Below are 13,085 nucleotides of genomic sequence, written 5' to 3'. Positions count from 1 at the left end.
GGCATGGCGGGGCTTTTTTACTTTGCCCCGAAACGGAAAACGCCGCGCAGTCCCGGGACCGCGCGGCGCTTTGCAATTCGAGTAGGAAGCTGGCGCTTAGGCCGCTTCTTCCTTCGGACCGTGGACCTGAATCGGGTCCTTCTTGCCTTCTACCACATCGGCATCGATCACGATCTCGGTGACGCCGTCCATGTCGGGCAGGTCGAACATCGTGTCGAGCAGGATGCCCTCGACGATCGAACGTAGGCCGCGGGCACCCGTCTTGCGGGCGATAGCCTTCTCGGCGATCTTCTTGAGCGCGTCCTGCTGGAAGGTTAGTTCCACGTTCTCAAGCTCGAACAGCTTTGCATACTGCTTGCACAGCGCGTTCTTCGGTTCGGTCAGGATCGTGATCAACGCATCCACGTCGAGATCGCGCAGCGTGGCGATCACGGGCAGACGGCCGACGAATTCGGGGATCAGGCCGAACTTGAGGAGATCTTCCGGCTCGCCCTTTTCGAGCAGTTCGCCGATGCGGCGCTTGTCCGGATCGGCGACATGCGCGCCGAAGCCGATCGAACGCTTCTGCAGGCGGTCGGCAATGATCTTTTCCAGACCCGCGAATGCGCCGCCACAGATGAACAGGATGTTCGTCGTGTCGACCTGCAGGAATTCCTGCTGCGGATGCTTGCGGCCACCCTGCGGAGGAACGCTGGCGGTCGTGCCTTCCATCAGCTTCAGGAGAGCCTGCTGGACGCCCTCGCCCGACACGTCGCGCGTGATCGAGGGGTTTTCCGCCTTGCGGGTGATCTTGTCGATCTCGTCGATGTAGACGATGCCGTGCTGCGCCTTCTCGACATTGTAGTCGGAAGCCTGGAGCAGCTTGAGGATGATGTTCTCCACGTCCTCGCCCACGTAACCGGCTTCGGTCAGTGTGGTCGCGTCGGCCATGGTGAAGGGCACGTCGAAGGTGCGCGCCAGCGTCTGTGCCAGCAGCGTCTTGCCGCAGCCGGTCGGACCGACGAGCAGGATGTTCGACTTGGCGAGTTCGACGTCGCCAGCCTTGCCGCCGTGCTTGAGGCGCTTGTAGTGGTTGTGCACCGCGACCGAGAGGACGCGCTTGGCGCGGTCCTGGCCGATCACATAGTCGTTCAACGTTTCGAAGATTTCCGACGGGGTCGGGACGTCGCCGTCCTTCTTGCCCGAGATACCGGCCTTGGTCTCTTCGCGGATGATGTCGTTGCACAGCTCGACGCATTCATCGCAGATGAACACGGTCGGGCCCGCAATCAGCTTGCGCACCTCGTGCTGCGACTTGCCGCAGAAGCTGCAGTACAGCGTGGATTTGCTATCGGTTCCGCTCAACTTGGTCATTTCCTGCTCTGTCCCGCGACATCCCGAAAATCAGGGGATTCTGCCGACTCTAGGCCGGTCACGCGATGGGTCAATAACTGACTACCACCAACCCCTTGCCATAAGCTGAAGACAGGGGATTGGCCAATTTCCAGCACAAATTTGCAACAGTCCTGCCCCGGGACACTCCCAAGGCGTTCAGATGCAAAGATATTCCGGGTTTACTCAGGCGCGCCGCCCGAACCCTTGTCCTCGTCCTTGACCGGTTCGTCGTCGCCCTCGTTCTCGGGACGTGCTTCGAACACCTTGTCGACGATGCCGAACTTCATCGCTTCCTCGGCTTCGAGGAAGGTGTCGCGATCCATCGCCTTCTCGATCTCGGAGAGGCTCTTGCCGGTGTACTGGACGTAAAGGTCGTTCATCCGCTTGCGAATGCGGAGGATTTCGCGCGCCTGGATCTCGATGTCCGAGGCCATGCCGCGCGCACCGCCCGAGGGCTGGTGGACCATGATGCGGGCATTCGGCAGCGCGATGCGCATGCCCGGCTCACCTGCTGCGAGCAGGAAGCTGCCCATCGAGGCGGCCTGGCCGATGCAGACGGTCGAAACGCGCGGTTTGATGTACTGCATGGTGTCGTGGATCGCCATGCCGGCAGTCACCACGCCGCCCGGCGAGTTGATGTACATGCTGATCGGCTTCGAGGGGTTTTCGCTCTCGAGGAAAAGCAGCTGTGCCACGATCAGCGAGGCCATGTTGTCCTCCACCTGACCGGTGACGAAGACGATGCGCTCGCGCAGCAGGCGGCTGAAAATGTCGAAGGCGCGTTCGCCGCGGCTCGACTGCTCGACCACCGTGGGCACCAGTGCCCCCGTGACGGGGTCGCGGGTAAACTGGCCCTGGCTTGCGTGTGCGTCGCTTCCGAACAGGTCGATCATGAACATCCTTCCGTGAAAATATCGAGCGCCTATGTCGCCATCGTCATCGCGATGTTCAAGGGGGTTAACCCTGCGCCGGCAACGCTTTTCCCCGTTCCGCCTCGTGACGGGCCTTAAGTTCGCACAGGAAGCCGTGCAGCACCTCGGTCGAAAGACCGTGCAACATCAGGCGGAAACCGGCCTTCAGCGTGCTTTCGGGAACCAGCGGATGGGCATTGGTGACCATTGCGAGATGCTTTTCCTCGCCGGTCAGCCGCGCGCAATAAAGCCCGATCGTCTCGTCGAGCTGGAGCGAATTGGCCGCACGCCAGAAATCGCGGTCGGTCAGCCAGAAGGCATAGGCGGGCGTGTACATCTCGATCGCGGTCTGCAGGTCGATCTTGTTGAGGCGCCCCTTGGGCATGTCCTCGATCTTCACCGCATCGGGATCGATGGCGGAGAAATCGAGCTTCTCGGCCCGCTGCAGCGTCACGCCGCGCCGGTCCATCTCGTGATTGAGCTGGATCAGGAAGTTGTAGATGTTGAGGTCGTGCTTGAGGAACAGGTTGTCGCGCACGCCGTCGATGTCCTTCGGGTCCATCGGTTCGAGTTGGGGCCGGAAGCCCGGCGTCACATTGTCCGCGATGAAGCGCAGGATCTGCGAGCCGAGGTGGAAGTGGCGCAGGATCAGCCAGTTCGCATCGGGCGTCAGGAAGCGCTTCATTCCCGTCGCGATCATCCAATGCAGGAACTTGGGCGCGTGCGGAAAGCGCGGGAAGACCGCCTTGAATACTTGCGCAAGGATGATGCTCAAGCGCGCGAGCGGGCGCACGAAGGGCAGGAGGAACTGGCGGCTGCCCGAGCGCTGGTCGCGTAGCAGCGCGGCCTTGGCGGCGGGATCGAACGGCAGCGACTTATCCATCGCCAGCGCCGCCCAGGGATCGGGATCGGCCGGGTCGTGCACGCCGAAGGCATGGACGATCTGCTCATCATGCGCGGTCTCGGGATGCGGGCGGCCCGCCAGTGCGCCGTCAGACATTGTCGATCTCTTCAAGCTGCAGCCGGTAAAGCCGCGCGACGATCTTCGCGTGACGCACGATGTCCGCGCCGACATCTTCGCTGGTCACCGCCATTTCCATTGCCTCGTCGAACTCGTCGAGATGATGGCTGTCGTTGACCGCATGGTAGGAGAAGAAGCTCACCGCCTCGTCGGGCAGGTCGAGCTGCTGCTTCATCAGTTCCGACCACGGCCCGGCGATACGGTTGCCAAGCCCTTCGATGATGAACATCGCGCCCAGCAGGCCGACCGGATCGGGCTTCGATGCGGCGTGGTACATGAAAGCCGAAAGCGCTTCTGAGCCGATGTTCTTCGGCGCGTTCTCGATCTCCTCGCGCGCACCGCCTGCTGCCACGTAATTGTCCTCCAGCATGCGAAAATCGCGATGCTCGGCCTGCGCGTGTTCGAGAAACATGCTGCGCAGGTCCTCGTGCTGCGGCGAGAGGCTGGACGAGGCGCGCGCAATCCAGCGGCTGCCTTCGATCACCTGCTGGCGCAGATTGCGCAGCAGCGCACGGTAATCCTCGATCCGCCACTTGCCCGCATGCAGCCGGGCGACCAGCGGCACGGTCACCAGCGCGCTTTCGAAATCGATCCAGACCTGCGCCAGCTGGCGGTGGGTCTTTGCCAAAGGCGCATCGGGCCTTCCGGTCTCGGCGTTCATGTCCTGCGTCCCTCCACATCATCCGGGCCGACGACGGTCATGCCCGCATAAGCCATCACACATTGCCCGCTTTCGGGCACGGCGCAAAGCACCGTCTGCCCCTCCTCGAGCTTCCCGCTCTTGAGCAGGTCATCGAGGATGAGGAAGATCGAGGCAGCGCCGACATTGCCCTTCGTCGCGAGGTTGGAGAACCAGCGCTCCTCCGGGATCATGCATCCCGCCTTGGTCGCCTGCCGGATCATTTCCTCGCGCAGCGAATGGGCGGAATAGTGGATCGCGAACCAATCGACCGCATCGGGCTCGATCAGGCCTTCGTCGACCAGCCGCATGAATTCGCCCAGCCAGACGGGGAGCATCCGGTAAAGGGCATCGACGTCCTGTCTCAGCTGGAACGCACCGGCCTGCGCGGCGGCGCGGATATCGGTGTGATGCGACCACGGCATGAGTGCGCCCTTACCGTCGCGCACCGAGCCGGCCGTCATGCAGGGTTCGAACCGGTCGGCGAAACTGCGCAAGCTCACCCAGTCGATGCGCAGGCTGAGGCCGCGGCTGGCAGGGCGATCCTCGATCAGCACGGCGCCAGCGCCATCGCTCAGCGTCCAGCGCAAGAAGCCCGCATCTGACGGCAGCGCGCCGTCTTCGAGAACGCTGTCGGTGCCCTCGTAGAAACCGGGCCGGAAATAGCGGCTGGCGAATTCACCGCCGCCGACCAGCGCCGCCTTGTGTTCGCCGGACTTCACCTGGAGGTAGGCGCTCTTCAGCGCCATCATCGAGCTCGCACAAACCGATTGCATGCTGGCCAGCTCGAGCGGCGGCAGGCCGAGCTCGCCATGCACCTGGCTGGCGAGGCCCGGCACCATCAAATCGTTCTGCGTGGTCGAGGTGGCGAGGTAGCCGACCTGCTTCGCGTCGATCTCCGCATCGTCGAGCGCTTCGCGCACCGCTCGCCCAAGCATTTTCGCGATGGTCCACTCGCTCGTCCCGTCGGGCTGCATTGCGTAGTGACGCGTGGCGATGCGGTTCTGGCGCAGGACCAGCCTGCCCATGCGCTCGGCCTGCGGCGACAGGCGACCGATATGATCGCCCATGCACTCGTTGGGGACGGGTTCTCCGGGGAGGAACTGTCCCGATGCAGTGATATAAACCATTGCCCAGATGTCGGGGTCAACGCGCCGCTGCGCAAGTCACGGCTGCGATTTTCCCCGCTAAATCAGTCGCCAAGATCAGGCGGCGCGGACGTGGGCGAGGAATTCACTCACCTGTTCGCGCAGCATCTCGGCCTGCTGTTCGAGCGAGGTGCAGCCCGACAGGACCTGGCTTGCCGCGGCGCCCGTCGCGGTTGCCATTCGGCTGACCTCCGTCATGTCGCTACTGACCGCCTCGGTGTTGCGGGCGGCAGCATCGATATTACGCGCCAGTTCCTGACCCGCGACCGCCTGCTGGTCGACCGCCGATGCGATCGATGTCGAGGTGACGCCCAGCTTGCCGACTTCATCGGTGATCTGGCGCAGCGCCCCGGCGCTGGCGGTAGAGGAATTCTGGATCATCTTGATCTGCGCCTCGACCTCTTCGGTGGCACGGGCGGTCTGGGCGGCGAGTTCCTTCACTTCACTCGCTACGACTGCGAAGCCGCGACCCGCTTCGCCGCCGCGTGCCGCCTCGATGCTCGCATTGAGCGCAAGCAAATTTGTGCGCTGGGCAATCTGGCTAATCATCTCGACGACCTGACCCACATGAGTGGCCATCTGGTCGAGATCGCTGATCGTGCGGTCGGCCTGCTGTGCTGCTTCGGTGGCCTGTCCCGCACGCTCCGCGCTGGAGGCCGCCTGACGGCTGATCTCGCTGATCGACATGACGAATTCGTCGCTGGCCGCTGCCGCGCTGGTGACGCCGCTCGACGTCTCTTCCAGAAGGCGCGAGGCGTTGGAGACGCGCTGCGAGGACACCTCGGCATTGTCGGCCATGGTGCGTGCGACATCCTTGAGCTGGCCACTGGCCGATGCGACGTCCTGCGCCACATTGCCGACCAGCCGCTCGAATGCGTCGGCCAGTTCCTGGACCTGCGCCAAGTTGCGATCGCGCTCCTTGGTCGAGGCGACCTGGTTTTCAAGCTCGTTGGCGGCATCAAGACGCGCGGCATCCTGCATGACGCGCAGCGATTCCAGCGCGCGCGCCATCTCGCCGATTTCGTCCTGCCGGTGGATTTCCGGAATCTCGAGATCGCTCGCCCCGTCGGCGAGCTGGGCGCTGGTGTCCGCAATATTGCGGATCGGTGCGATCACGCGCCGCGCGACGAAGTAGCGACCGAGCAGAACCGCGACGATGGCCACGAGCGCGAGCACCGCCATCCACGTCAGCGTCGTCTGGATAGTGTCGAGCGAGGTATCGCCCGCCGCGACCAGCTTCTCCTCGGCCCGTTCGCGCACGCTGATGGTCTGCTGTCCGGCGGCATAGCCGTAGTCGAAGATCGGGCGGATGGCTTCGCCGATCTGGTTGTCGGGCGTGTCGTAGAGCACCTCGATGTTGGTCTTGAAGCCGGTGAGGTCCGCTCGCAGCTGGTCGGTCTTGGGCAGGTAGGCCGGATCGACCTCTCTCGCGACGTCAGCCAGTTGCTCGTTATATTCGATCGCCGCCTGGGCCTTGGCGACTGCAGCGTCGAGATCGGACAGGTTACGGCCCTTGTCGAGATAGGTCCCGAGGCTCGACTGGGCATCGTAGACGCCAGTGTAGACCTTCGCGGTTAGCAAGACGATCTGCGTCAGGTCCTGCTGGCGCGACGCACGGTCCTGCACCTGCAGGAGGCCGTAGGAGGCTGCCGCCCCCAAGAGCACGACGAGCGCTGCGCAGAGAAGGAAAAGCCCCTGCAGCTGTTTGCCGATTGATCCGCTCACCAGGCTCTGCAAGACACCAAAACCCCTGTTGTGAACGTTATCATTCCTAGACGTCAAAGACATTGTGCGTACCCCGCCCCCGCAAAGGAGCGCTCCTTGTCCGAATGGTTGCGGCCCCCAGCCCGGCGGCTCGCGCCCTTCGTCAGTAGGTGAAAACGGTTAACACCGGGTTTTGCAAAGGCGGGAACGTGGTTCGTCGGGCCATGTTTTGCATATGTCGAGCGTCTCTTAACAGCCGCGAGCACACAATTAGCTGCCTGCGGCGGGACTGACGATACGAGTGAATACAATCATTGATTTGAGATGGATTGCTGCTGCCGTGACCCTCACGGCACCTACGCTTGCGTCTGCGCAGGACGAGGAGCCTGCACCTGCCGCGGAAATACCTTCCGAGCAGGCGACCAAGGGCGCGCGCGTATTCGAGCCGGAGTATTTCGCCCAGTTCGCCCCGCGCAATGCACTCGACATGGTCGAGCAGCTGCCGGGCTTCCAGATCTCGGGCGGTGGAGGCGGCGGAGGCCGCGGGCTCGGCCAGGCGAGCGACAATGTCATCGTCAACGGCGCGCGCCTCACGTCCAAGTCCGACAGTGTCAGCGACCAGCTGCGCCGCATCCCGGCCGACAAGGTGCGCCGCATCGAGCTGGTCGAAGGCGCAACGCTCGACGTGCCCGGTCTCGTGGGCCTCGTTGCCAACGTCATTGTGGAGGCGGGCGGGCTGTCGGGCCAGTTCATCTGGGAAGGCGCGGTGCGCACCACGGAGGTCGATCCCGAATGGTACGGCGGCGAGGTCTCGATCTCGGGCAACACCGGCAACCTCGGCTTCACCCTCGCCATCGAGAACAACAACAACCGCTTCGGCTCCACCGGCCCGACCGTGTTCCGCGATGCCGACGGAAACGTGATCGAACGGCAGGAAACCATCTTCACCGGTGCCTTCGACGAACCGCGCGTCAGCGGCGCGCTGCGCTACGATTTTGGCGGCGGGACGACGGCCAACGTCAACGCCTTCCTCGCCCGGACCTATTTCGACCGGCTCGAGGACGAGCTCCGCTTCTTCCCGGACGACAGCGTGATCGCACGCTTCAACGCGCGCGATGGCGGCGCGCCCGAATACGAGATCAGCGCCGACCTCACCTTCCCGCTCGGCCCGGGTCGGCTGAAGCTGATCGGGCTCGAAGCGTGGGACGGCGACGTATCCTCCGCCACCGTGATCGACACGCCCGAGGACGGCTCGCTCTCGATCGGGACCCGCTTTGCATCGGAAGGCGGGTCGGGCGAGCGGATCGGGCGCTTCGAATACAATTGGCCCATGCTCGGCGGCGAATGGCAGCTTGCGGGCGAGGCGGCCTTCAACCGGCTCGAGCGCGTCTCGGGCCTATTCACGCTCGACGACCAGGGCGACTTCGTGGAGATCCCCTTCCCCGGCGGATCGGGCGGGGTGAAGGAAGATCGCTACGAGGGCGTGCTCACCTATACGCGCCCGCTGACCGACCGGCTGGTGCTGCAGGCATCGCTAGGCGGCGAATATTCGAACATCCGCCAGACCGGCTTCGGCGCCAACTCGCGCAGCTTCCAGCGCCCCAAGGGAACCGCTTCGCTCGCCTGGCAGCCCGAAGAGGGCCTCGACATCTCGCTCGCTGCCGAAAGGCGCGTGGGCCAGCTCGACTTCGGCGATTTCCTCGCCAGCGTCGCGCTCGACCAGGAAAATGAGAACGCGGGCAACAACGAGCTGGTCCCCTCGCAGACCTGGGAGATCACCCTCGAGGTCGCCAAGGTGCTGGGCAGCTGGGGGTCGACCACGCTGATGGTCGAGCAGCGCTGGATCGAGGACTATGTCGACCTCATCCCGCTGGCCGGCGGCGGTGAGGCCAATGGCAATATCGACAAGGCCCGGCGCACCGAGATCGAATGGTCGACGACCCTGCGGCTCGACAATCTCGGCTGGAAGGGTGCGCAGCTCGATGTGCGGCTCGAATACGAGGAAGGCGAAGTCGCCGACCCGGTGACCGGTCTCCTGCGCGACTTTTCGGGCCGCGCCGATCGCGAGGCCGAGATCGACCTTCGCCACGATATTCCCGGCAGCGATTTCGCCTGGGGTGGCGGTTTCGAATACAATCGAATCCGCCCGCGCTTCCGCCTGTCGGAAATCTCGCGCGAATGGGAAGGCCCCGTCTTTGTCAGTGCTTTCATCGAACACAAGGACGTGCTCGGCCTGACGGTGAACCTGAGCGCATCGAACCTGTTCGGTGGCCGCGAGCGCTTCTTCCGCACCGTCTACGACGGGCCCCGCGATGCGGGTATTGTCCTCTTCACCGAGGACCGGGACCTGCGCATCGGGCCGATTTTCCGCTTCAACGTGTCGGGGAATTTCTGAAGCGTCAAAGTTGCGCACCGGCCAAACAATTCGCGTAAAATCAACAGCTTCATACCCCGCCCCCGCGAGCGCAGCGCGCGCCTTCGGGTAAGGTTTCGAAGCGCCACCCATCTCGCCGTTCGTCGATGAAGCGAGTCGTTCGTCGTGATCCGAACGCCCCCGGTCGATGCCGGATTGGGCGTTGCGTCTACAGATGTAGGCGAAGGCTCGGATCGCAGGAGAGATTATGGGTCATCGTCTTTACACCGTCAGCCTTTTCGCCATCGCATGCGCCATGGCGACCCCTGCCCATGCAGACGCGGAGGATCCGGCGCCAAGCGGCGATCCCAATGTGCCCTCGCAGCCCGTCACCGAGGGCGCACGCGTCTTCCAGCCCGCCTATTTCGAACAGTTCGCACCCCGCAATGCGCTTGACATGGTGCAGCGCCTGCCCGGTTTCTCGATCAAGGGCGGCAACGACCAGGGCCAGCGCGGCCTCGGCCAGGCGGACCAGAACGTCATCGTCAATGGAGAGCGTTTCTCCAGCAAGTCGGACTCGGTCCGCGACCAGCTCGCCCGAATTCCCGCAAGCGACGTCCTCCGTATCGAACTGGTTGACGGCAATTCGCTTGACATCCCTGGGCTCACCGGCCTGATCGCCAACGTCATCTATGAAAGCGATGGCGCATCGGGCCAGTTCAACTGGCGGCCCGGCTTTCGCCCCTACAATACCGAGGCTCGCTACCTCGGCGGCGAGATATCGATGACGGGCAGCGACGGCCCGCTCGATTTCACCCTCTCGCTTTCGAACGACAACAACCGGTTCGGCGCGGACGGACCCATCCTTGTCACGGCTGCCGACGGGTCGCTCATCGAGGAACAGCAGACAAAGTTTTCCGGCGGGTTCGACAATCCCAAGCTCGCGACCAATTTCACCTATGATTTTGGTGGCGGGGCCTTTGCCAATCTCAATTTGAGCTACGGCGAGAACTTCATCTTCCGCGACATGCCCGAGACCGGATTCCCCGTCGCGGGACCCGTCAGGACCCGAGATGCCCATGTGCGCGAGCGCGGTCCGCGTTACGAGATCGGCGGCGACATCGAATTCCCGTTCGGCCCTGGGAAGCTCAAGCTGATCGGCCTCGAGCGCTACCAACGCGACAATATGACCGCCGTGGTCGTCGACACATTCGATGACGGCAGCACATCCGAGGGATCGCGTTTCGAACGCCGCGATGGCGAAGGGGAGCGCATCGGGCGTTTCGAATATGGCTGGAACATGTGGAATGCCGACTGGCAGCTGTCGGGCGAAGCAGCCTTCAACCGGCTCGATCGAAGCTCTCGGCTCTCCATCCTCGACGACAATGGCGACTTCGAACAGATCGCTTTCCCGGCCGGCAATGGTGGTGTGACCGAGGATCGCTACGAGGGCACGCTCAGCTTTTCGACCCAGCTCAGCCCGACGCTTTCGCTGCAAGCCATTGCGGGCGGCGAGTATTCCAAAATCGAGCAGACCGGCTCGGCGGCCAATGCCCGCTCGTTCCAACGTCCCAAGGGATCGCTCGCGCTCAGCTGGAAGCCTGCAGACGATTTCGACGTGGCCATCACCGGCGCGCGGCGGGTGGGCCAGCTGTCATTCGGCGCCTTCCTCGGCAGCGTGAACCTCAATGACGACAACCAGAACGGCGGCAACAACGCGCTCGTCCCGCCGCAGAGCTGGGAAGTCGATCTCGAGCTCAACAAGGCCCTGGGCGCATGGGGTTCGCTCAAGTTCACTGCCAAGCAGGCCTGGTTCGAGGATTTCATCGACTGGTTCCCGCTCGACGATGGCGGCGAGGCACGCGGCAATATCGGCAATGCCACGCGCACGCACCTCGAACTCAACGCGACGATCAACATGGACCCGATCGGCTGGAAGGGGGCGCGCTTCGATATCAACGGCGTAAAGCGCTGGATGAGCGTGACCGACGCCTTCACCGGTGAGGACCGGCCATTCTCGAACGACCTGATCGACCGGCTCAACGTCGATTTCCGCTATGACATTCCCGACAGCGACTGGGCGGTGGGCAGCGGCATCAACACCTTCAATCCGGCTGGCTATTCGCGCCGTTACGAGGTCGGCCGCGGGTGGGAAGGCCCGACGTTTGCGTGGCTCTTCGCCGAGCACAAGGACGTCTTCGGGCTGACCGTGCGCGCGACGGCGGGCAACATCCTCGGCGCGCGGAACTACTTCGAGCGCACCGTCTACGAGGGCGACCGCCCCGATGCGCCGGTGGCCTTCCGCGAGTATATGGACCGCCGCATCGGCCCGATCTTCAACTTCCAGATCAGCGGGGATTTCTAGCGCGCGCTTGCAATCGCGCCGCGCGCTGGCAGGTTGCGATGCCATGAAGCACCGGATCCTTGCGCTCGCCCTTGCCCTCATCGCCTCGCCAGCCGCCGCGCAACAGGCCGAAGAAGACGCCCGTGTCTATCTCGAGAGGATCGCAGCGCTCGACGATGCGGGGCCGCAGCTCAATGCGGTCATTTCGGTCAACCCCGATGCCCCGCGCGAGGCAGGCGAAGCGGAAGCGGCTGGCCTGACGCTCGCCGGGCGCACGGTGCTGGTGAAGGATAATATCGAGACCGCCGAATTGCCGACGACCGCGGGTTCGCTTGCGCTTGCCGAGAATTTCACCGGCCGCGATGCGCCGCTGATCGCCGCACTGCGCGAAAATGGCGGCGTGGTCCTCGGCAAGACCAATCTCTCCGAATGGGCCAACATCCGCGACAATTCCTCGACCAGCGGATGGAGCGCGGTGGGCGGCCTCACCCGCAACCCGCATGCGACCGACCGCAACAGCTGCGGCTCCTCGAGCGGCAGCGGGGCTGCGGTGGCAGCCGGTCTCGCTTGGGCGGCCATCGGCACCGAGACCAACGGATCGATCACCTGTCCCGCCAGCATCAACGGCGTCGTCGGCTTCAAGCCGAGCGTCGGGCTGGTCAGCCGCACGCATGTCGTGCCGATTTCGAGCACTCAGGACACCGCCGGCCCGATGACGCGAAGCGTTGCCGATGCGGCGCTGCTGCTCTCGGCAATCGCTTCGGAAGACGAAGCCGACGCGGCGACCGTGGGCGTACCGAGGCGCGCGGATTATCACACGGGGCTCGACAATTTCTCGCTCGAAGGCGTGCGTATCGGCGTCATGCGCAACCAGGTCGGCAACCGCGAGGACCTGACGCAGGTGTTCGATACCGCGCTCGCCGATCTGGAAGCCGCAGGCGCGGTGCTGGTCGATATCGAGTTCGATCCCAACAACGAGATGTATGGCGACAGCTTCACCGTGCTGATGTTCGAATTGCGCGAGGAAATGGGCAAGTATCTCGCCAGCCTGCCGGGCGAGAACATGCCCCGCAGCCTCGCCGACCTGATCGCCTTCAACGAGGAGAATGCCGAAGCCGAGATGCGCTGGTTCGGGCAGGACCTGTTCGAACTGGCCGAGAGCTCGACCGATCGCGAGGCCTATGAGAGCGCGAAGGCCGATGCCGTGCGCATCGCGGGCGAGGAGACGCTCGACGCGCTGATGGCAGAGCACCAGGTCGCCTTCCTCGCCGCGCCCACGCGCGGCCCCTCGTGGACCTCGGACCTCGTCAATGGCGACAATTTCAACGGCAGGATCGGTTTCGGTTCTCCCGCCGCGATCGCAGGCTATCCGCACCTGACCGTTCCGATGGGCGACATCGAGGGCCTGCCGGTCGGCATCAGCCTGTTCGGCGCGAAGTGGGCGGACTTCGAAGTGCTGCAACTGGGCGCGGCCTATGAACGCGTGCGCAGCGCCACGCTGCCCGAGCCGGGCTTCGGCCCATGGGAACCGGCGACCCGCTGACAGGATTA

General features: G+C 64.0%; 9 protein-coding genes. 3 read left to right on the top strand and 6 right to left on the bottom strand.

The window, feature by feature from the left end; all coding sequences use genetic code 11:
• Positions 1-96: 96 nt before the first annotated feature.
• The 6 genes from clpX to ACZ1G8_RS08585 form a co-directional block, all read right to left on the bottom strand.
• The gene (clpX, locus tag ACZ1G8_RS08610; RefSeq protein WP_472679031.1) at positions 97-1,353 is read right to left on the bottom strand and encodes an ATP-dependent Clp protease ATP-binding subunit ClpX; all 1,257 of its coding nucleotides are present in this window, start codon (positions 1,351-1,353) and stop codon (positions 97-99) included.
• A 200-nt stretch (positions 1,354-1,553) separates the two neighbouring features.
• A complete protein-coding gene (locus tag ACZ1G8_RS08605) occupies positions 1,554-2,267 on the bottom strand; it encodes an ATP-dependent Clp protease proteolytic subunit (protein ID WP_221429213.1) in 714 nt (237 codons plus the stop codon).
• A gap of 64 nt (positions 2,268-2,331) precedes the next feature.
• Entirely contained in the window at positions 2,332-3,285 is a 954-nt protein-coding gene (locus tag ACZ1G8_RS08600) for a DUF6999 family protein (protein WP_472679030.1), read from the bottom strand.
• The gene (locus tag ACZ1G8_RS08595; RefSeq protein ID WP_472679029.1) at positions 3,278-3,967 is read right to left on the bottom strand and encodes an iron-containing redox enzyme family protein; all 690 of its coding nucleotides are present in this window, start codon (positions 3,965-3,967) and stop codon (positions 3,278-3,280) included. The genes ACZ1G8_RS08600 and ACZ1G8_RS08595 overlap by 8 nt, the downstream gene beginning before the upstream one ends.
• Complete coding sequence (locus tag ACZ1G8_RS08590; protein ID WP_472679028.1) at positions 3,964-5,115, bottom strand: 3-oxoacyl-[acyl-carrier-protein] synthase III C-terminal domain-containing protein; 1,152 nt, start codon at positions 5,113-5,115, stop codon at positions 3,964-3,966. The genes ACZ1G8_RS08595 and ACZ1G8_RS08590 overlap by 4 nt, the downstream gene beginning before the upstream one ends.
• 75 nt (positions 5,116-5,190) lie before the next feature.
• Positions 5,191-6,858 (bottom strand): methyl-accepting chemotaxis protein, encoded by a 1,668-nt coding sequence (locus ACZ1G8_RS08585; protein ID WP_472679027.1) that lies wholly within the window; start codon positions 6,856-6,858, stop codon positions 5,191-5,193.
• Positions 6,859-7,177: 319 nt separating this feature from the next.
• Between ACZ1G8_RS08585 and ACZ1G8_RS08580 the strand changes: the two genes are divergently transcribed.
• The 3 genes from ACZ1G8_RS08580 (at position 7,178) to ACZ1G8_RS08570 (ending at position 13,077) form a co-directional block, all read left to right on the top strand.
• Positions 7,178-9,232 carry a TonB-dependent receptor plug domain-containing protein gene (locus tag ACZ1G8_RS08580; RefSeq protein ID WP_472679026.1) on the top strand — a complete coding sequence of 685 codons (2,055 nt, stop codon included), beginning with the start codon at positions 7,178-7,180 and terminating at the stop codon, positions 9,230-9,232.
• Between the two features lie 226 nt (positions 9,233-9,458).
• Entirely contained in the window at positions 9,459-11,555 is a 2,097-nt protein-coding gene (locus tag ACZ1G8_RS08575) for a TonB-dependent receptor plug domain-containing protein (protein WP_472679025.1), read from the top strand.
• Positions 11,476-13,077 (top strand): amidase, encoded by a 1,602-nt coding sequence (locus tag ACZ1G8_RS08570; protein ID WP_472679024.1) that lies wholly within the window; start codon positions 11,476-11,478, stop codon positions 13,075-13,077. The genes ACZ1G8_RS08575 and ACZ1G8_RS08570 overlap by 80 nt, the downstream gene beginning before the upstream one ends.
• The last annotated feature ends 8 nt before the right edge of the window (positions 13,078-13,085 follow it).

The sequence above is a fragment of the Qipengyuania sp. BR81-2 genome, from assembly GCF_055693895.1.
This window is presented reverse-complemented; position numbering and strand designations above follow the sequence as displayed.

Bases quoted from the DNA above. Each gene is read 5' to 3' on its own strand.
- ACZ1G8_RS08600 (WP_472679030.1), bottom strand. From the start codon at position 3,285: ATGTCTGACGGCGCACTGGCGGGCCGCCCGCATCCCGAGACCGCGCAT.
- clpX (WP_472679031.1), bottom strand. From the start codon at position 1,353: ATGACCAAGTTGAGCGGAACCGATAGCAAATCCACGCTGTACTGCAGC.
- ACZ1G8_RS08575 (WP_472679025.1), top strand. From the start codon at position 9,459: ATGGGTCATCGTCTTTACACCGTCAGCCTTTTCGCCATCGCATGCGCC.
- ACZ1G8_RS08605 (WP_221429213.1), bottom strand. From the start codon at position 2,267: ATGATCGACCTGTTCGGAAGCGACGCACACGCAAGCCAGGGCCAGTTT.
- ACZ1G8_RS08590 (WP_472679028.1), bottom strand. From the start codon at position 5,115: ATGGTTTATATCACTGCATCGGGACAGTTCCTCCCCGGAGAACCCGTC.
- ACZ1G8_RS08595 (WP_472679029.1), bottom strand. From the start codon at position 3,967: ATGAACGCCGAGACCGGAAGGCCCGATGCGCCTTTGGCAAAGACCCAC.
- ACZ1G8_RS08570 (WP_472679024.1), top strand. From the start codon at position 11,476: ATGCGCCGGTGGCCTTCCGCGAGTATATGGACCGCCGCATCGGCCCGA.